19 protein-coding genes and 2 tRNA genes are annotated in these 18,878 nt (G+C 67.7%); 16 read left to right on the top strand and 5 right to left on the bottom strand.

Annotated features, from left to right (window positions below; all coding sequences use genetic code 11):
• From J0A90_RS08530 to J0A90_RS08520, 3 genes are all read left to right on the top strand, one after another.
• Positions 1-76: transfer RNA gene (locus J0A90_RS08530), tRNA-Lys, on the top strand.
• Between the two features lie 60 nt (positions 77-136).
• Positions 137-212 (top strand) — tRNA-Lys (locus tag J0A90_RS08525).
• Between the two features lie 190 nt (positions 213-402).
• Positions 403-1,596, top strand: a complete 1,194-nt coding sequence (locus tag J0A90_RS08520) for a serine hydrolase (protein ID WP_207033513.1) — start codon at positions 403-405, stop codon at positions 1,594-1,596.
• Positions 1,597-1,652: 56 nt separating this feature from the next.
• Here the strand turns inward: J0A90_RS08520 and J0A90_RS08515 are convergent, their stop codons facing one another.
• Positions 1,653-3,224 carry a M48 family metalloprotease gene (locus J0A90_RS08515; RefSeq protein WP_233076623.1) on the bottom strand — a complete coding sequence of 524 codons (1,572 nt, stop codon included), beginning with the start codon at positions 3,222-3,224 and terminating at the stop codon, positions 1,653-1,655.
• Positions 3,225-3,379: 155 nt separating this feature from the next.
• Here J0A90_RS08515 and J0A90_RS08510 point away from each other — a divergent pair, with 155 nt between their 5' ends.
• Together J0A90_RS08510 and J0A90_RS08505 are read left to right on the top strand one after the other, a co-directional pair.
• On the top strand, positions 3,380-3,631 hold the full coding sequence (locus tag J0A90_RS08510; protein WP_207033511.1) for a sulfurtransferase TusA family protein: 252 nt from the start codon (positions 3,380-3,382) through the stop codon (positions 3,629-3,631).
• Positions 3,628-4,710, top strand: a complete 1,083-nt coding sequence (locus J0A90_RS08505) for an AI-2E family transporter (RefSeq protein ID WP_207033508.1) — start codon at positions 3,628-3,630, stop codon at positions 4,708-4,710. Before J0A90_RS08510 ends, J0A90_RS08505 begins: the two co-directional genes overlap by 4 nt.
• A 6-nt stretch (positions 4,711-4,716) precedes the next feature.
• Here J0A90_RS08505 and J0A90_RS08500 read toward each other — a convergent pair whose 3' ends face one another.
• Entirely contained in the window at positions 4,717-5,187 is a 471-nt protein-coding gene (locus J0A90_RS08500) for a peroxiredoxin (RefSeq protein WP_207033506.1), read from the bottom strand.
• A 370-nt stretch (positions 5,188-5,557) separates the two neighbouring features.
• Between J0A90_RS08500 and dapA the strand changes: the two genes are divergently transcribed.
• The 4 genes from dapA to purC all read left to right on the top strand — a co-directional run bounded on the left by dapA (position 5,558) and on the right by purC (position 9,039).
• Positions 5,558-6,442 carry a 4-hydroxy-tetrahydrodipicolinate synthase gene (gene dapA, locus J0A90_RS08495; protein ID WP_035477167.1) on the top strand — a complete coding sequence of 295 codons (885 nt, stop codon included), beginning with the start codon at positions 5,558-5,560 and terminating at the stop codon, positions 6,440-6,442.
• A gap of 51 nt (positions 6,443-6,493) precedes the next feature.
• Positions 6,494-7,444, top strand: a complete 951-nt coding sequence (gene bamC / locus J0A90_RS08490) for an outer membrane protein assembly factor BamC (protein WP_207033504.1) — start codon at positions 6,494-6,496, stop codon at positions 7,442-7,444.
• Entirely contained in the window at positions 7,444-8,247 is an 804-nt protein-coding gene (locus tag J0A90_RS08485) for an MBL fold metallo-hydrolase (RefSeq protein ID WP_035477161.1), read from the top strand. Before bamC ends, J0A90_RS08485 begins: the two co-directional genes overlap by 1 nt.
• A 78-nt stretch (positions 8,248-8,325) precedes the next feature.
• On the top strand, positions 8,326-9,039 hold the full coding sequence (gene purC, locus J0A90_RS08480; protein ID WP_207033503.1) for a phosphoribosylaminoimidazolesuccinocarboxamide synthase: 714 nt from the start codon (positions 8,326-8,328) through the stop codon (positions 9,037-9,039).
• A 134-nt stretch (positions 9,040-9,173) separates the two neighbouring features.
• Here the strand turns inward: purC and J0A90_RS08475 are convergent, their stop codons facing one another.
• Both J0A90_RS08475 and tsaA read right to left on the bottom strand, forming a co-directional pair.
• Positions 9,174-9,740 (bottom strand): peptidylprolyl isomerase, encoded by a 567-nt coding sequence (locus J0A90_RS08475; protein ID WP_207033501.1) that lies wholly within the window; start codon positions 9,738-9,740, stop codon positions 9,174-9,176.
• Between the two features lie 81 nt (positions 9,741-9,821).
• On the bottom strand, positions 9,822-10,640 hold the full coding sequence (gene tsaA, locus J0A90_RS08470) for a tRNA (N6-threonylcarbamoyladenosine(37)-N6)-methyltransferase TrmO (protein ID WP_233076622.1): 819 nt from the start codon (positions 10,638-10,640) through the stop codon (positions 9,822-9,824).
• Between the two features lie 278 nt (positions 10,641-10,918).
• On the opposite strand from tsaA, the gene J0A90_RS08465 reads away from it, so the two are divergent.
• The 4 genes from J0A90_RS08465 (at position 10,919) to fabF (ending at position 14,002) form a co-directional block, all read left to right on the top strand.
• On the top strand, positions 10,919-11,488 hold the full coding sequence (locus J0A90_RS08465; RefSeq protein WP_207033497.1) for a cupin: 570 nt from the start codon (positions 10,919-10,921) through the stop codon (positions 11,486-11,488).
• A 61-nt stretch (positions 11,489-11,549) separates the two neighbouring features.
• A complete protein-coding gene (locus tag J0A90_RS08460) occupies positions 11,550-12,032 on the top strand; it encodes a GNAT family N-acetyltransferase (RefSeq protein ID WP_233076621.1) in 483 nt (160 codons plus the stop codon).
• A gap of 64 nt (positions 12,033-12,096) precedes the next feature.
• On the top strand, positions 12,097-12,702 hold the full coding sequence (locus J0A90_RS08455; RefSeq protein ID WP_207033495.1) for a helix-turn-helix domain-containing protein: 606 nt from the start codon (positions 12,097-12,099) through the stop codon (positions 12,700-12,702).
• 37 nt (positions 12,703-12,739) lie between these two features.
• Positions 12,740-14,002 carry a beta-ketoacyl-ACP synthase II gene (gene fabF / locus J0A90_RS08450; protein WP_207033493.1) on the top strand — a complete coding sequence of 421 codons (1,263 nt, stop codon included), beginning with the start codon at positions 12,740-12,742 and terminating at the stop codon, positions 14,000-14,002.
• A gap of 124 nt (positions 14,003-14,126) precedes the next feature.
• On the opposite strand, the gene J0A90_RS08445 is transcribed toward fabF, so the two are convergent.
• On the bottom strand, positions 14,127-14,921 hold the full coding sequence (locus tag J0A90_RS08445) for an SDR family NAD(P)-dependent oxidoreductase (protein WP_207033490.1): 795 nt from the start codon (positions 14,919-14,921) through the stop codon (positions 14,127-14,129).
• A gap of 507 nt (positions 14,922-15,428) precedes the next feature.
• Between J0A90_RS08445 and J0A90_RS08440 the strand changes: the two genes are divergently transcribed.
• From J0A90_RS08440 to astA, 3 genes are read left to right on the top strand one after another with little or no spacing between them, the layout of a single operon-like run.
• Positions 15,429-16,646: an aspartate aminotransferase family protein gene (locus J0A90_RS08440; protein WP_207033488.1), complete on the top strand. Its 1,218-nt coding sequence runs from the start codon at positions 15,429-15,431 to the stop codon at positions 16,644-16,646.
• Positions 16,647-16,656: 10 nt separating this feature from the next.
• Positions 16,657-17,775, top strand: a complete 1,119-nt coding sequence (locus J0A90_RS08435; protein WP_207033486.1) for an arginine N-succinyltransferase — start codon at positions 16,657-16,659, stop codon at positions 17,773-17,775.
• Positions 17,775-18,794: an arginine N-succinyltransferase gene (gene astA, locus J0A90_RS08430; protein ID WP_207033484.1), complete on the top strand. Its 1,020-nt coding sequence runs from the start codon at positions 17,775-17,777 to the stop codon at positions 18,792-18,794. The genes J0A90_RS08435 and astA overlap by 1 nt, the downstream gene beginning before the upstream one ends.
• Positions 18,795-18,878 lie beyond the last annotated feature (84 nt).

The raw sequence follows: 18,878 nt of genomic DNA, 5'->3' as shown, positions 1-18,878 counted from the left end.
GGGTCGTTAGCTCAGTTGGTAGAGCAGTTGGCTTTTAACCAATTGGTCGTAGGTTCGAATCCTACACGACCCACCATCGATCTCTCCCTCGCCGTTCTCGGCAATCGATCCGACACCCTCGTCGATCGTCTGCAATGGGTCGTTAGCTCAGTTGGTAGAGCAGTTGGCTTTTAACCAATTGGTCGTAGGTTCGAATCCTACACGACCCACCATTGCTTCTTCGTTTTCGCTCTCCCTGGCACGTCGCCCCGTTTCCAGTTGCCCGTTTCCGACAGCCCATAGTCTGCTGTGTCTTGCGTTGTCGCTGATGTCGTCGCCCATATCGTCGATGCGGCAGGCGAGTGCGAAGCTACCAGGCACGCAATTGTGATAGAGATGGGGGATTCGCCGAGGAGAATCGCCATGCCCCCAGGGTCACTCGACCACACCGCTGCCCATACCGCCGGCTACCGCCATGCCGCGGAGCCGATCGGCAGCGTCACCGATGCCTACTCGGGTCACCTGACGCCGGATCTGGCGGTATCGACCTATCGCAATATCCAGCGCCTGTTTCCGTCGCGAACCATCGCCGCCGGCGCAGCGGTGCGTGAGTTGCCACGCTCGCCCCGGGCGCTGGGCGAGATCAGCGTGGCGCAGGGTGACGAGCACTACGATCTCTACGACTACCTGGCGCTGAACAGCGTCACCGGCTTTCTGGTGCTGCACCGCGGGGAGATCCGCTACGAGACCTATCAGCGCGGCAATGGCCCTGATACCCGCTGGATGTCGATGTCGGTGGCCAAGTCGGTGACCTCGACGCTCGCCGGCATGGCGATCCACGACGGTGCCATCGCCGAGGGGCTGGCTGCGCGGGTGGGCGACTACGTGCCGGCGCTGGCCGGTAGCGCCTATACCGCGGTGACCCTGCGCGAGCTGCTGCTGATGGCCTCCGGGGTGGGCTGGAACGAGACCTACACTGACCCGGGCTCCGACCGCCGGGCGCTGCTGGCGGCCCAGCTCGAACAGCGCCCGGATGCGGCGATGGCGCTGATGGCGACGCTGCCGCGGGTGGCGCCGGCGGGTACGCGGCACAACTACAGCACCGGCGAGACCCAGATCCTGGCGGAGATGGTCAGCCGTGCCGTGGGGCGTCCGCTGGCCGACTACCTGGCCCAGAAACTGTGGCAGCCCTATGGCATGGAAGCGGATGCCACCTGGTGGCTGGCGTCGCCGCGGGGCGTCGAGATCGGCGGCAGCGGCATCGCCGCGACCCTGCGTGACTACGCCCGCTTCGGTCAGTTTTTGATCGAAGGCGGCTGTGTGGCGGGGGCGTCTCTGCTGCCGTCAGGGTGGATTGCCGAGGCCACGCAGCCGAGCGTGCTCGCCGGCGGCGAGTCGATCGACTACGGCTACATGTGGTGGAGCGGCTGGACCGAGCCCTCGCGCCGCGATCGCGCCTTCGCGGCGCGCGGCATTCACGGCCAGTATCTCTACGTCAATCCGCGGCGCGAGCTGGTGATCGTGCAGCACGCTGCGGCGCCCAAGCCGATGGGGCGGATGGTGATCGAGCCGATGTCGCTATTCGATGCGATCGCTGCGGCGTTGGCGAGCGATTGAGATAACGACTTGGGGCGACGAGCAGCGGGTCCCGATGCCGCCAGCATGTGCGTCGCTCAGAAGTTCTGCATCGCCTCGCGATAGTCGAGAAAATCCTGGCGCCGCTGCGCGATCCGGCTGGCCATGGCGTAGTCGCCGCTGCGCTTGGCGCTCTCGCTGGCCGAGTCGAGCTGGCGGATCGCGGTGTCGATCTGTCCTTCGAGCTGCAACTGCTCGGCCCGCGCCAGCTGGCCCCAGGTTTCGCGCCCGCTGCGCCCGGCGGCTTCGGCCAGCAGGCCGAACACGTTGGGGTCTTCCGGGTACTGTTCGCTCATCCCACGCAGGACATCGAAGGCCTGGCCCGGCTGCATCTGCAAAAGCGCCTCGGCCTCGACCCACTGCGCCGGGAAGTAGCCAGGGGAGAGCCGCAGGATGCGCCGCGCCCGTTCCAGGGCGCCGGGGCGGTCGTCGGCGTCGAAGGCGATCTGCGCGGCGGTAGCGGGGATCATCGATAGATCCGGGTGGGACTTGGCCAGCGCGTCGAGGGTCGCCAGCGCCTCGCTGTAGTGTGCCTGCCGGGCCGCGAGCAGCGCCTGCAGATAGCGCACCGCAGCTTCGGGCGGGTGATCCTGTTCGAGCTCGGTCAGCGCCTGGGAGGGCGTATCCTGATTGAGCAGCAGCAGCGCGCGGGCGCGTATCATGGCGTAAGCCGTGTCGTCGTGGGCGGGTGGCGAGGGTAGCTGGTCGGCGCGCGCCTGGGTGTCGCTGATGCGCGATTCGGTGACCGGGTGGGTGAGCAGGAACTCCGGCGGGTTGCCGCCCTGCAGCGTGGCCAGCTTCTGCAGCGAGCGGAACATCTTCGGCATCGCCTGCGGGTCGAAGCCCGCCTTGGCCATGGCGTTGAGCCCCACGCGGTCGGCCTCCTGCTCGAAGCGTCGCGAGTAGGCCAGCTGGTCCTGGGCGAAGGCGGCGGTGGAGCCGACCATGGTCGCCAGCCCGGCGCCACCGCCGCCACCGGCGGCGATGATCATCCCGGCGAGCATGGCGGCCATGGTCGGTAGCTGGGTCTGTTCGATACGCGCCATGCGCCGGGCGTAGTGGCGCTGGGCCAGGTGGCCCAGCTCGTGGGCCAGCACCGAGGCGAATTCGTCCTCGTCCGGGGCCGAGGCGAACAGGCCGGCGTTGACCCCGACGATACCGCCGGGAACGGCGAAGGCGTTGAGCAGGCGGCTGTCGATCAGCGTCACCACCAGCTGGTCGTCGACGCCGCTGTAGGGCACCAGCCGGGCGAGAATCGACCGGACGTAGGTCTGGGCGATGGGGTCCTGCCAGGGGTCGGTCTGGGCGCGGAACTGGCGTAGCCAGGCACGTCCTAGGCGGTGCTCGTCGCTGGTGGTGACGGTGGCGCTGGTACTGCCCATATCGGGCAGTTGATAGCTCCCCCCGCCGGATGGTTGGGGGCTTTCCATACCGGCCCGCTGAGGGCTCTCCATACCGGCCCGCTGAGGGCTCTCTATACCAGCCCGCTGAGGGCTCTCCATGCCAGTCTGCTGTGCCAGGGCAGGCGCCCCGCCGAGCCCGAGAGCCGCGACGGCCAGCGTGCCCAGCAGCACTCCGCGCGACGCGCGCGCATGCAATCTCTTGATCATCGACCTTCTCGTATGGACGCCGACGAAAGCGACGGAAGTCGCTGTCGGTTCTGCGCTATGATGCCTTCGACCGCAGCCTGTGGCAGACGTTGCCTGCAAACCCCAGGGTATGCAACTGTCGCCCCGCTGCCCACTCATCCGATGCAGGAAGTGTCATGTCTCACGCCCCCGATCATCGGCTCGACGCCTCGGGTCTGAGCTGTCCGTTACCGCTGCTCAAGGCCAAGCAGGCGCTCGCCGGCATGCAGCCGGGGGAGCTGCTCGAAGTGGTCGCCACCGACGCCGGCTCGTGGCGGGATTTCGAGAGTTTCGCCGCGCACAGCCGGCACATTCTGGTCGAGCGCACGGCCGCGGCGGGGAGTTACCGCTACTGGCTGCGCAAGGCGGGTAAGGATAGCGAGGCATGAGTTTGAAAGGCGTATTGCGGCAGTGGTTCGAGCGCTACCTCTCCGACGAACAGGCGATCGTCCTGCTGGCGCTGCTGGTCGGCGGTTTCGCCGTGGTGATCTGGATGGGGCAGGCGCTGGCGCCCTTTTTCACCGCGCTGGTGGTGGCCTTTCTGCTGCAGGGCGTGGTCGGCTGGCTCGAACGCCGCGGGCTGCCACGGCTGCTGGCGGTGGGGCTGGTGTTCCTGCTGTTCCTCGGCGCGCTGTTGGCGCTGGCGCTGATCGTGCTGCCGCTGGTGTGGAATCAGCTGGTGGAGCTGGTACAGGAGGCGCCGCGCATGTTCGCCAGCAGCCAGCTCTGGCTCGATGAGCTGCAGGCGCGCTATCCCACGGTGGTGACCCCGGATCAGATCCAGGGCTGGATCGCCTCCGCCGGGCGCCAGGCCTCTACCCTGGGCCAGCGCGCGCTGACCCTCTCGCTCGCCTCGCTGGGCAGTCTGATGGCGCTGATCATCTATCTGGTGCTGGTGCCGATCCTGGTCTTCTTCATGCTCAAGGATCGCGAGCGCCTGGTGGCCTTCCTGCTCTCGCTGCTGCCGCGCCAGCGCACGCTGATGACGCGGGTGTGGCAGGAGATGGACGATCAGATCGCCAACTACGTGCGCGGCAAGACCATCGAGATCATCATCGTCGGCAGTGTCGCCTTCATCACCTTCTGGGCCTTCGGGCTGCCTTATGCGGCGCTGCTAGGGCTGGTGGTGGGGCTGTCGGTGCTGGTGCCCTATATCGGCGCGGCGGTGGCCACGCTGCCGGTCGCCGCGGTGGCGGGCTTCCACTTCGGCATGGGCGAGCAGTTCTTCTACGTGCTGCTGGCCTACGCCATTCTGCAGGCGCTGGATGGCAACGTGCTGGTGCCGATCCTGTTCTCGGAAGCGGTCGACCTGCATCCGGTCTCGATCATCCTGGCGGTGCTCTTCTTCGGCGGGCTGTGGGGCTTCTGGGGCATCTTCTTCGCCATTCCTCTGGCGACCCTGATCAAGGCGCTGGTCCAGGCCTGGCCGCGGGGTATCGCCAACCAGGCCGAGATCACATCTCAGTGAGGGTGTTCAGCCGTTGAGTTCCTGGGCCGCGGCGAGCACCTCGTCGACGTGGCCCGGTACCTTGACCCCGCGCCACTCGCGGGCGAGCTTGCCCTCGGCGTCGATCAGGAAGGTGCTGCGCTCCACGCCCAGGTGCTCCTTGCCGTACATCTTCTTGAGCTTGATCACGTCGAACTGACGGCACACCGCTTCGTCGCGATCCGAGATCAGCTCGAACGGAAAGCCCTGCTTGGCCTTGAAGTTCTCGTGCGCCTTGAGGCCGTCGCGGGAGACCCCGACCACCACGGTGTTGGCGGCGCGGAAGGCGTCGATGTTGTCGCGGAAGTCGCCTCCTTCGGTGGTGCAGCCGGGGGTGCTGTCCTTGGGATAGAAGTAGATCACCACCTGCTGGCCGCGGTAGTCGCTGAGGCGGAAGGTGGTGTCGCTGGTGGCCTCGGCGGAGAAGTCCTCGACCGGTTGTCCGATGCTGAGTGTCATGCTGGCCTCCCATGAGCCGTGAAGACGGGGAAACAGGGGCACGCTTCGGCGGTTGATGCGAGTCAGCGTGCCACTGGCATCGAACGATAGCCGATCTCGGCGGTCAATGCTCGGTGGCGTGGGCGCCGCCGGGGGCAGCAGGGGCGGCGGCGCGGCTGTACAGGTCGCGGCAGCCTGAGTACCATTCGGTGTTTGCGAAAAGCGTAGCGCGGGCAGTGCCGCGGGCGTCCGGAGCGGCCTATCGGGCCTGGCGATGGCCTCCATTCTGGCCCGTGTCTTGTTTTTGGCCCATGTCTTGTTTTTGGTCCATGTCTTGCAATCCTGTGCCAGGCCCACGCGCCCGTCAGGTCATAAGGGAGAGAAACGCAACATGATCACAGGCAGCATCGTCGCCTTGGCGACACCGATGAAGCCCGGTGGCGAGATCGACTGGGAGGCGCTGCGCCGCCTGGTGAACTTCCATCTCGACCAGGGCACCGACGCCATCGTCGCCGCCGGCACCACCGGTGAGCCGACCACCATGTCGTTCGCCGAGCACTTCGATGTGATCCGCACGGTGGTGGAGGAGGTCGGCGGGCGCATCCCGGTGATCGCCGGCACCGGGGCCAACAACACCGCCGAGGCGGTGGAGCTGGCGCGCTACGCCAGCGAGGTCGGGGCCGACTGCTGCCTGTCCGTGGCGCCCTACTACAACAAGCCGACCCAGGAAGGCTTGTACCAGCACTTCAAGGCGGTCGCCGAGGCCAGCGAGCTGCCGATCATTCTCTACAACGTGCCGGGGCGCACCTGCTCGGATATCTACAACGAGACCGTCTTCCGTCTCGCCGAGCTCGAACGCATCGTCGGGCTCAAGGATGCCACCGGCAACCTGGAGCGCGCCGAGGAGCTGATCGACCGCCTCAAGGGCAGCGACTTCGCGCTCTACTCCGGTGACGACCCCACCGCTTGCGACTTCATGCTGATGGGCGGCCACGGCGATATCTCGGTGACCGCCAACGTCGCGCCCAAGGCGATGCACGAACTGTGCGTGGCCGCCGCCGGCGGTAACCACGAGCGTGCCCACCAGATCAACGCGCGCCTGGCGCCGCTGCACACCGCACTGGGGATCGAGTCCAATCCGATTCCGGTGAAGTGGGCGCTCAACCGCATGGGCTACGCCGACAAGGGCATTCGCCTGCCGCTGACCTGGCTCTCCGAGCGCTACCACGGCAGCGTCGGCGAGGCATTGCAGCTGGCCGGAATCGAGACCGCGTGAGCCGGCGCACGCCGGATGCCGAATAGACTTGCTTCGAACAAAGGTGGATGCATGAAGCCCATCCTCAAAGGGATGCCCCTGGTGCTGTGCGCGACGCTGACGCTGTCGGGCTGCGGTCTGTTCCAGGATGGTTATTACTACAATCGCGATGACGAGTATCGCGATGCCAAGATGAGCGAACCGCTGCAGCTGCCGTCGTCGAGCAACCCGATCCGCTATCAGGACTCGATGCCGGTGCCCCAGGCGGACAGCGACTTCATGGCCTCTTCGGATACCGACGCGCCGCGGCCGCAGCCGCTGGCGGCGGGGCCGAGCGAGGGACAGCCGTTCGTCGAGGCGCGCCAGGCGGGCAACGAGCGCTGGCTGCTGGTCAACGCCGCGCCGGCCAGCGTGTGGCCGCGGCTGCAGGGCTTCGCCGTCGACCACGGCGTGCGCGCCACCGACATCGACCCCGCCAAGGGGCGTATTCAGACCGCCCAGGGCGCGATCAGCCTGCGTCAGGGCTTGCGCAGCGGCACCAGTGAGGTGCGCTGCGATATCGGCGATGCCGGCCAGTGCCTGAGCGGGATCAAGGCCTATCTGGAGGCCAGCGGCGCCAGCGACAGCGGTGTCTCCCTGGCGGCCCAGCCGCTCGACCAGAGCGAGCGGGTCAAGCTGATCAATCGCGACGGCACCTGGCAGCTCAATCTTGCCCTGGATGCCAACCGCGCCTGGTCCGAGCTCTACTACCAGCTCCAGAACGGCTTCGACCAGCAGCGCCTCAAGCTGGTCGACCAGAACCGCAGCGCCGGCGAGTTCTTCGTCGACTATCGCCCCGAGGATCAGGGCGGCGGCTGGTTCGACTGGTTCGGCGGCGGCAGTGACGAGGCGCGCCCGTATCGTCTGCAGCTCGCGTCCCAGGCCGCGCTCACCTCGGTGACCGTGACCGACCCCAAAGGCAAGCCGGTGCCGCCGATCGAAGCGCGCGACCTGCTCGACGCCATCGCCGCGACCCTGCGCTGATGGTGCAGGGGTCGCCGCTGGCGCCGGGGGCCGCGCCCGGGCTCTACTTCGCCTCGCTGGGCAGTGGCAGCAAGGGCAACGCGACCCTGGTCAGCGACGGCGAGACGCTGATCCTGGTCGACTGCGGCTTCGGCATGCGCGAGGCCGAACGTCGCATGGCGCGGCTCGGCGTACATCCGCGCCAGCTCTCGGCGCTGCTGGTGACCCATGAGCATAGCGACCACATCACCGGCGTCGGTGCCCTGGCGCGGCGTTACCGTTTGCCAGTACACCTGAGCGCCGGCAGCTGGCTTGCGGGCAAGCTCGGCGAGGTGCCCGAGCTCGATCTGCTCACGCCCCAGTCGCGCTTCGCCATCGGCGGGCTGGAGATCGACCCGGTGACTGTGCCCCACGATGCCCGTGAACCGATCCAGTTCCGGATCCGCGCCCAGGCGCGCAGTCTGGGGCTGCTGACCGACCTCGGTCACCCCACGGCGCACGTGGTCGAGGCGTTCCGCCACTGCGACGCGCTCTTCCTCGAGTGCAACCACGACCCGCGCATGCTCGCCGAGGGGCCCTATCCGCCCCACCTCAAGCGCCGTGTCGCCGGCCGCTGGGGGCATCTGGCCAACGCCCAGGCGGCGACGCTGCTGCAGCGGCTCGGCCTGGATCGGCTGGCGCGGATTGTGTGCTCGCACCTCTCGGCGCAAAATAACCACCCCGAACGCGTCCTGGAAACGCTGACGCCGCTGCTCGACGGCGACGAGTCGCGGCTGATGATCTCGACCCAGGACCACGGCACCGACTGGCAGCGGGTGGCCTGAACAGGCCGGCCGCTGCGGCGTTGCGTGACACCCAACCTCAAGACAGCCGCCCGACGGCGGCGACGCGGAGACAGCTCCATGCAAAAACGCGATCTTCTCTACGCCGGCAAGGCCAAGTCGGTCTATCTGAGCGACGACCCCCAGCGGCTGGTGCTGCACTTCCGCGACGACACCAGCGCCTTCGACGGCAAGAAGAAGGAAGCGCTGGAACGCAAGGGCATGGTCAACAACCGCTTCAACGCCTTCATCATGAGCAAGCTGGCCGAGGCGGGCATTCCCACCCACTTCGATCAGCTGCTCTCCGATACCGAGTGCGTGGTCAAGAAGCTCGAGATGATCCCGGTGGAGTGCGTGGTGCGCAATCTGGCCGCGGGCGGCCTGGTGCGGCGTCTCGGGGTCGAAGAAGGTATCGCGCTGGAGCCGCCGACGTTCGAGCTGTTCCTCAAGAACGACGAGAAGGGCGACCCGATGATCAACGAGTCGCTGGCCGAGACCTTCGGCTGGGCGACGCCCGAGCAGCTGGCGACCATGAAGTCGCTCACCTTCCGCGTCAACGAGGTGCTCAAGCAGCTGTTCCTCGATGGCGGCATGCTGTTGGTCGACTACAAGCTCGAGTTCGGCGTGTTCGACGGCGAGATCGTGCTCGGTGACGAGTTCTCCCCCGACGGCTGCCGCCTATGGGATGCCAAGACCCGCGAGAAGATGGACAAGGATCGCTTCCGTCAGGGGCTGGGCGGGGTGATCGAAGCCTACGAAGAGGTCGGCCGGCGTCTGGGCATGAGCTTCGACTGAGCCCGGCTGCCCGCCGCCAGGATCGCCCTGCGGCGCGATAGCCCAGATGGCTTGAATGAACAGAGCCCCGGCACCCAGGTGCCGGGGCTCTCGTCGTTATGAGGCTCGCGCAGCTGTGATGCCAGAGCCGCGCGTCAGTCGACCCGCTCGGCGCCGACGATGGTGATCGGCTGGGTCGGCACGTCGGCGTGCGGCCCGCGGCGGCCGGTGGGCGTCTCGGCGATCTTGTCGACGACGTTCATGCCCGAGACCACGTGTCCGAACACGGTGTAGCCGGGGTTGTAGAGATCGCGATAGTTCAGCGCGTCGTTGTCGACCAGATTGATGAAGAACTGGCTGGTGGCGGAGTCCGGATTGGCGGTACGCGCCATGGCGATGGTGCCACGGGTGTTCTTCAGGCCGCTCTTCTCCAGCGGGATCGGATCATGGGTCGGCTTGGGCTCGAGGTCCGCATCCAGGCCGCCGCCCTGGATCATGAAGTCGGGGATGACCCGGTGGAACACCGTGCCCTGGTAGTGCCCCTCGTCGACATAGCGCAGGAAGTTGGCCACCGTGCGCGGCGCCGCCTTGGCGTCGAGTTCGAGCTCGATGTTGCCCTGGCTGGTCTCCAGGCGTACATGGGGATGATCGGCATCGGCCAGCGCCGAGGTCGAGAGCAGCGGCAGGGCGACGAGCCCGGCCGCCAGGATCGATTTCAACATGTAGAAGAGACTCCGGTATCACGGTGAAGTAAGCACCCTAGCGGGGACGGCGCCAGCAGACCAGCCCAAAACGCTGTGATCTCAGAGCGCCCCGTTGGTGCGCGGTTCGATGGCGATCACCTGCAGGCTGTCGCCGGTATCGTCGGACATCGCCCGGAAGCGCACATTGACGTCGCGCAGGCAGACCCCGTACTCGCGTCCCGAGTCGCTGCCGGCCCGGGCGTGGTAGGCCGGGCGCGGGTCCTGGGCCAGCACCTCCTCGATCAGTGTGCTCAGCCCGGCGCCGTCGGCATGTGCGGCGAGGGCGCGCCGGGCGCTGTCACTGAAACCGACCGCCATGGGCGCGGGGGCAGCCGGGGCGAAGCCGGCTCGCGCCTGCGGCTGTGACTCCGCCCACGGCAGATAGGGCCGGATATCGACGATCGGGGTGGCGTCGCACAGGTCGTGGCCGCGCAGGTGCAGCTTCACCCGGCTGCGCCGGGCGGCCAGCGGCGAGCCGGCGATGGGCTCGGCCGCCGCTGTGGGCCGGGTGCTGAGTTCGACCTCCACCAGCTCTACCAGCGACAACCCCAGGCGGTTGGGGCGGTGGGTGCTGCGGCTGGCGAAGACCCCTACGCGCTGGTTACCGCCCAGGCGTGGCGGGCGCACCCGGGGCGACCAGGTGGTCGGGCTGCGGTCGAACACGAAGCTCAGCCACAGGTGGCTGAAGGCATCGATACCTTCCACTGCCAGCGGGTCGTCGAATGCCGCCTCCAGATAGAGGATGGCACGCGCGCTGGGGGCCAGCCCCGGCTGGCGCGGAATGCCGAACTTGTCGGGGTAGTCGCTGGCGAGAGTGCCGATCGGGGTCAGCGAAAGCGGCCCGGAGGGGGCGTCGAATCTGGAATCTGGCGTGGTCAAGGCGGGCGTGTCCGAAGCCGATGATGGCGCCACCCCGCGCGGCAGCGCCGCGGCGGGATGAGAAAGCGTCATGGTGGCGGCTGCGGCGGCCGTGCGCAATGCGCGACATCGCCCGTGACTCGCACCCGCGGGGCGACGACAGGGTAGCCGCGCGCCGGCCTAGCCGGATGCGCAGGCGGTGCCATACTGTCAGCGTGGCACCCCCGCGAGCGGCCCGAAGGAGCGGGCTGCACGCATCTCGACGGCGCCGGAGTCGCGCCATACCAGGGAGAGGTTGGATGAGTTTCCTACGCGTCTATCACGAGGCTGACGGCGAGCAGCCGTTGTTGACGACCCATGAACCCGAGCGCCTGCGCCTCGAACTCGATGCCAGTGCGATCCACTATCGCCATCACCCGCTGCCGGCGATGCCGGAGCGCGCACCGAGCGAGGCGCTGCTGGCACACTACACGCCGATCATCGACGAGGTCGGCCAGACCAGTGGCTGCCGGCGGGTCGAGCTGCGTGGCATGAGCCCGCACTATCTCGACGACGGTAGCGCAGGCACGCTCGAGCGTGAGCGTCTCTCCAGCGAATCGCGCAGCGACAGTGACAACTGGCACCTGCTGCTCCACGGCCAGGTGGTGTTCTATCTCCATCTCAATGGCCGCGTCTATGTCATCGGCTGTGAGCGCGGCGATCTGCTGTTGATCCCGGCGGGTGTGCCGCACTGGTTCGACATGGGACCCAGCCCCGACTTCGTGGTCTTGAGTTGGAGCGATGAGACGGCGCATCATCTGCTGGAAACCACCAGCGACATCGCGCTGCGCTTTCCACGCTTTGAGGCGCTCTACGCTGAAGCTGCCTAAACCCGGTGCTGGCCCGATGATGGCGCGGCTCACCACCCATGCCGAATCCGGAGAGACCCCGATGCTGGAACGTACCCGCTTTCGAGAAGCGCTGCCGCGGGATGCCGCCGATCAGGCCGAAGTCTTTCACCATGCGGTCATGGAGGGGGCGTCGAGCCGCTATACCCTGTCTCAGCGCGAGGCGTGGTCGGCGGCACTGCCGCGCACCGCCGAGGCGTGGATGGCGCGCCAGGCCCTCTATCCGACCCTGGTCGCGGAGTGCGACGGCCACTGTGTCGGCTTCTGCGAGCGCGACGCCAACGACGGGCGCATCGAGACGCTCTACGTGTGGCCCGCGATCACCCGCCAGGGTGTCGGCTCGCGCCTGCTTGAACTCTCACTGGAGGCGCTGCTCGCCGCCGGCCACGCCCGCGTGCTAATCGATGCCAGCCTGATGCTGGCACCGGCGCTGGAGGCGCGCGGCTGGACCCGGCTGGCCGAAGAGACGGTCGAGCGCTTCGGCGAGTCGCTGCCGCGGGTGCGGCTGGCCTTCGACCGGCCGTAGACTGCCTGGGGCTGGCGCCACCGGCTTTCCCTGCCGCGGGGAATCGGGTACAGTCGCTTGCATTATGAAAGTGAGCGACGAGCCCGACCTCTGCCCCATCGCCCGCGCGCTGGCCTGCGTGGGGGATAGCTGGACGCTGCTGATCCTGCGCGACGCCTTTCAGGGGGCGACGCGCTTCGATCAGTTCCAGCGTGGGCTCGGTATTGCTTCCAACATGCTCACACGGCGTCTCGAGCGTATGGTCGACAATGGCCTGCTCGAGAAGCAGCGCTATCAGACCCGCCCGCCGCGCTTCGAGTATCGCCTGACCGACAAGGGGCGGGGCTTGGCGCCGGTACTGTTGACACTCTACGCCTGGGGCGAGCACCACCTGCCGATCGACGCCCGCGGTATCGAACTGGTGCATCGTGACAGCGGCGAGCCGATCGTGCCGGTCATCTACGACCGCCATCGGGGGACGCCGCTGGTACCACGCGACGTGGCGATGGTCGCCGGACCCGACGCCACGCCGGCGATGCGTCAGCGCGCCGAGCGTGCACGGGCCCAAGGGGAGGCCCTGTTCACCTCTCCCACGCAGGATACCGCCACGGGGGAGACCGCTGTGGCAGATCCACTCGCCGAGGCCGCCGTTACCCCATCCGCCGAGATCACCGGCCAGCGGCCGCAGTAATAGTGATATTCGATCAACGACCAGTAAGGACAACGTCATGCGACGTATCGTAGTGACAGGTATGGGCATTCTTTCGCCGCTGGGCTGCCAGCTGGAAACCGTCTGGCAGCGCCTGCTCTCCGGCGCTTCCGGGCTGCGCCGCCTGCCCGCGGAGACCGTCGAGGGCCTCGCCGTCGGCGTCGGCGGACCGGTGCCCACCATCGAGGAAGACAGCGCCGGGTTCGATCTCGACCGCGCCATCGACCCCAAGGAGCGGCGCAAGATGGACCGCTTCATCCAGATGGCGGTGGTAGCCGCCGACGACGCGCTCAGACAGGCCAACTGGTACCCCCAGAGCGAAGACGAGAAGACCCGCACCGCGACCCTGATCGGCTCGGGTATCGGCGGCTTCCCGGCGATTGCCGATGCGGTGCGCACCACCGACAGCCGCGGCCCGCGACGGCTGTCGCCGTTCACCATTCCGTCGTTTTTGGCCAACCTGGCCTGCGGCCACATCTCGATTCGCCACGGCTTCAAGGGCCCGCTGGCCGCGCCGGTGACCGCCTGCGCCGCCGGCCTGCAGGCGATCGGCGACGCCGCGCGCATGATCCACGCCGGCGAGGCGGAGATCGCCGTGTGCGGCGGCAGTGAAGCGTGTATCGACCGCGTCAGCCTGGGTGGCTTCGCCGCGGCGAAGGCGCTCTCCAGCCACTACAACGATACCCCCGAAGCGGCCTCGCGGCCGTTCGATCAGGGCCGTGACGGCTTCGTCATGGGCGAGGGCGCCGGGGTGATCGTGATCGAGACGCTGGAGCACGCCCAGGCGCGTGGCGCCACGCCGATCGCCGAGCTGGTCGGCTACGGCACCACCTCGGATGCCTACCACCTGACCGCCGGGCCGGAGGATGGCGAGGGCGCCGCCCGGGCGATGCAGATCGCGCTGCGTCAGGCCGGCCTGGCCCCCAGCGACATCGCCCACCTCAACGCGCATGCGACCTCGACGCCCGTGGGGGATCGCGGCGAGCTGGCGGCGGTCAAGCGCGTCTTCGGCGAGCATCGCCCGGCGATCAGCGCGACCAAGGCCGCCACCGGCCACCTGCTCGGCGCCGCCGGCGGCGTCGAGGCGATCTTTACCCTGCTGGCGCTGCGCGACCAGGTCGCGCCGGTGACCCGCAACTATCTCGACCCCGACCCGCTGGCCGCAGAGATGGACGTGGTCCACGGCGAGTCGCGCCCGATGGCGATGGAGCACGCGATCTGCAACGCCTTCGGCTTCGGCGGGGTGAATGCGAGCGTGATCTTCAAGCGCTTCGAGGGCTGAAACGGGCTACGCTCGCTGGCGTTTCAGCGGGCTCGACGCAAGACGCGTGCCAGCGGTGATACCGCTGGCACGTGTCGTTCGAGGTGCCCAGCCCCAGATGCCAAGCCAGAGCCGGTGCCGAGGGTCAGGCCATGGTATCGACGATACCGCCTTCGACCCGCATCGCCGCGCCGGTGGTGGCGCTGGCCTGTTCCGAGGCCAGATAGACGCTCAGGTTGGCGACCTCCTCGACCTCGGCCACCCGCTGGATGATCGAGGAGGGGCGGTTGTCCTTGACGAAGTTGGCTTCCGCCTCGGCCTCGCTCACGCCCTGTTCCGCGGCCATCTTGGCAATCATCTTGCCCACGCCTTCCGACTTGGTCGGCCCCGGCAGCACCGCGTTGACGGTGACCCGGGTGCCTGCCAGCACCTTGGCCAGCCCGCGCGAGATCGACTGCACCGCGCTCTTGGTCATGCCGTAGTGGACCATTTCCGCGGGAATATTGAGCGCCGACTCGCTGGAGAGGAACTGGATGCGGCCCCAGTCGCGCTGCTTCATGCCCTGGGCATAGTGACGCGACAGGCGCACCGCGCTCATCACGTTGACGTCGAAGAACTGCTGCCACTCGGCGTCCTCGATCTCGAAAAAGTCCTTGGGGCCGAAGATACCGACGTTGTTGATCAGGATGTCGCACTCGGGGCGCGCCGCGATCAGCGTCTGGCAGCCTTCGGCGCTGCCCAGATCGGCGGCCACGCCGTCGATGCTGGCGCCGGGCACCTCGCGGGTGAGGGTGGCGATCGCCTGGTCGACGCGTTCCTGGGTGCGTCCGGTCACGGTGACACTGGCGCCGGCCTGGGCCAGCCCCTTGGCGATGGCCAGGCCGATGCCGGCGGTGGAGCCGGTGACGATGGCGTGCTTGGTACTGAGATCGATCTGCATGCAAACCTCCTTGAGAGGGTGTTTACAAAATGCCTACGCTAGGCAATACGGCGTTAAAATCGGCCTCAAAATGCTCATTTACCCCATGTAAACTCCGCTTTTTCGACCGATTTTGCCTTGTCTTGCCTTCGCTCGACGAATTTGTAAACACCCTCTGAGTCCGGGAATCGAAGCCGGGGAGACGCGGGCGCTCTGACATGGCACTGACCCTGCCCGGGTCTGGCGCCGACATGGTCCTCGAGGGCGCCGCGCAGGTAGACTGCAGGCTGGCAGGGGCGTAGCCCGGCGCCGCCGATCACCGCCCCGCACCGGCTTCACGTGACTTTCAAGCGTAGGACGCTTTTCGCAATTTGCCGTCCCAACGCTGAAAGCCCCGCGCCAGGCGCCTGCTTATACTCGATTGCATACCCTGCGAATGCCGGGCGCCGTGCGCCCGGATTCGTCCTGGCCCGGCGTGTACGCCAGCCCGCCGCCAGGAACACCGCATCCAACCGTGAGGAGACCACGATGGCCGCAAGCCCGACGAGAGACGAATTCGACCGCTACATGACGCCCAACTACTCGCCGCAGCAGGCAATTCCGGTGCGCGGCGAGGGCAGCCGCCTGTGGGATCAGGCGGGCAAGGAGTACATCGACTTCGCCGGCGGCATTGCGGTCAACGCGCTGGGTCACTGCCATCCCAAGCTGGTCGATGCCCTGACCACCCAGGCCAACAAGCTGTGGCACCTCTCCAACGTCTACACCAACGAGCCGGCGTTGAATCTGGCGCGCGAGCTGGTGTCGCGCACCTTCGCCGACAAGGTCTACTTCTGCTCCTCCGGCGGCGAGGCCAATGAGGCAGCCTTCAAGCTGGCGCGGCGCTGGGCGTTCGACAACTTCGGCGAGCGCAAGCACAAGATCATCTCGTTCAAGCAGGGCTTCCACGGCCGCACCCTGTTCACCGTCAGCGTCGGTGGGCAGCCCAAGTACTCCGAAGGCTTCGGGCCGGTGCCCGGCGGCATTCACCACGCCCGCTTCAACGATCTCGACAGCGTGCGCGAGCTGATCGACGACGACACCTGCGCGGTGGTGGTCGAACCGATCCAGGGTGAGGGCGGCGTGACGCCGGCCACGCCCGAGTTCCTGCAGGGGCTGCGCGAGCTGTGCGATCGTCACCAGGCGCTCCTGGTGGTCGACGAAGTGCAGTCGGGTGTCGGTCGTAGCGGCAAGCTCTACACCTATATGCACTACGGCGTGACTCCGGACATCCTGACCTCGGCCAAGGCCCTGGGCGGCGGCTTCCCGATCGGCGCCATGCTCACCACCGACCGCGTCGCCCCGTCGCTGGCGGTGGGCACCCACGGCTCCACCTATGGCGGCAACGCGCTGGCCTGCGCGGTGGGTCTGGCGGCGCTGACCACCATCGATACCCCCGAGGTGCTCGAAGGCGTCGAGCGTCGGCATGCGCTGTTCCGCGAGCATCTCGAAGTGATCAACCGCAAGTACGGCGTGTTCAAGGAGATCCGCGGCATGGGGCTGCTGATCGGCGCGGAGATGAGCGACGCCTACGAGGGCAAGGCGCGGGATATCCTGCCGCTGGCGCTCGAACAGGGGCTGATGGCGCTGGTCGCCGGTCCCAACGTGCTGCGCATGGCGCCGTCGCTGGTGATCCCCGAGGCGGACATCCAGGAGGGCATGGCGCGCCTGGAACTGGCCATCGAACGGCTCGTCTCAGCCAGTGCGTGAGTCGACCGGCATGCGTGGCATCGACCCCGCGACCCGCGCCGGCGAGACCGCGCGGGAGGCCGGCCAGCTGCTGGTGCGTCCGGCCCAGGCGTCCGATCTCGGCGCCATCGAGCGTCTGGCCAGTAGCGCCACGCCGCGGCTGACCAACCTGCCGGCCCACCGTGACCGCCTCGAGGAGCGCATCGCGCGCTCCTGCCGTGCGCTCTCCCACAATGTCGATTTCCCCGGCGACGAGAGCTACACCTTCGTGCTCGAGGATCGCGAGATCGGCGAGATCGTGGGGACCGCGACCATTCGCGCCCAGGCCGGGGCTCAGGACGTCTACTACACCTACCGTCAGGAGACGCTGATCCACGCCTCGCAGCAGCTCAACCTGCGCCATGAAGTGCAGACGCTGTCGCTCTCCCACGAGATGTCCGAGGTGTCGCTACTGTGTGCGCTGTCGCTGGATGCGCGCTATCGCGGTACCAGCGCCGCCTCGCTGCTGCGGCGCGCGCGGCTGATGTTCATCGCCCAGTATCCGGAGCGCTTCGCCGACACCCTGGGCGTGGCCTTTCCCGGTTATCTCGACGAGAGCGGGGCGTCGCCGTTCTGGGATAGCGTCGGGCGCCACTTCTTCAATCACGGCTACCACGAGATCAATCAGCTCGCCGGGGTGCGCTCGAAGAGCTTCATCGCCGAGGTGATGCCGCAGTTCCCGCTCTACCTGCCGCTGCTCACGCCCCAGGCGCGTTCGGCGATCGGGCGTGAGCATCCGGCCCATGAGCCGGCGCTGGGCGAGATGCTGGCAGAGGGCTTCGTGCGCTCGCGCCACGTGGATATCTTCGATGCCGGGCCGGTCCTGCGCGGCGAGCGCGCCCGCCTGCGCACGCTCAACCACTGCGGCTGGCATCCGGTACGCATTCGCCCGGCGGCTTCGCTGCCGGACGCCGAGCCGGCGATGGTGGCCAACCAGCGTCTGGCCGATTTTCGCTGCACCGTAGCCCGCTACGCGCTGACGCCCACCGGCCAGTTGCTGCTCTCCGAGGCCCAGGCCGAGCTGCTCGGCGTGGAGGAGGGGCGGGCGGTCCTGGTCGCGCCGCTGGCGCTGCCGGACGTCGAGGATGCATTGGACGAGGGAGACCTGTAATGCGTCTGAGACCCATCAGCCATCACGATATCGACGAACTCAAGTCGCTGGCCCAGGAGACCGGGGTCGGTTTCACCTCGCTGCCCAACGACCACGACTTCCTCGTCGCCAAGATCGACAAGGCGGTGGCGGCCTTCGAGGGCCGTGTACCCGCGTGCGAGCGGCTCTACTTCTTCGTGCTCGAAGACGAGCAGAGCGGCGAGCTGGCCGGCTGCTGCGCCATCGAGGCGGAAGTCGGGCGCGAGACGCCCTTCTATCACTACCGGGTGGGCAAACTCGCCCACTCCTCGGTTCAGCTCGATCTACATCGCACCATCGACACGCTGTTTCTGAGCTCCGACCACACCGGCGATGCCGAGGTCGCCTCGCTGTTTTTGCGCCCGGCCTATCGCCGCGACCGCAACGGCACGCTGCTGTCCAAGGCGCGCTGGCTGTTCATGGCGGAGTTCCGCGACGGCTTCCCGGCCAAGGTGCTCGCCGAAATGCGCGGGGTGATCGATGCCGATGGCATCAGCCCGTTCTGGCAGTGCCTGGGCAGCCACTTCTTCCCCATGGAGTTCAAGCAGGCGGATCAGCTCACCGGGCTGGGCCAGAAGAGCTTCATCGGCGAACTGATGCCCAAGTACCCGATCTACACCCCGTTTCTGCCCGAGGCGGCGCGGGCGTGCATCGGCCAGGTCCACGAGCAGACCCGCCCGGCGCTGGAGATGCTCAAGAAAGAGGGGCTGCGCTGGGAAGGCTATATCGACATCTTCGATGGCGGCCCCACGGTGGAGGCCTATATCGATGACGTCGGGGCCATTCGCCACTCGCAGCGGGCGCTGGTCGAGGTCAGTGGCGGCGAGCTCGACTACGCCGAGCGCCCCAGCTGGCTGGCGGCGACCACCGGCATGGCGGACTTCCGCTGCAGCTTCATCGGCCGTGGCCCCGACGCCGACGGCGTGGTCCACCTGAGCGAGGCGGAAGCGAAGCGCCTCGACGTGACCAGCGGCGACGCCCTGCGCCTGCTTCAGACCTGAGCGGCACCAGAGCGACGGCGCGCTGGCCGCATCCGGCGGGCGCGCCGCAGCGGGCCGAGCCGACTTTTCAGAATCCAACCGGAG

It is taken from the genome of Salinicola sp. DM10, from assembly GCF_017306975.2.
In the GTDB taxonomy this organism is placed as follows: Bacteria; Pseudomonadota; Gammaproteobacteria; order Pseudomonadales; family Halomonadaceae; genus Salinicola.
Note: the sequence above shows the minus strand (reverse complement) of the source record. Positions and strands in the feature narration are given on the sequence as shown.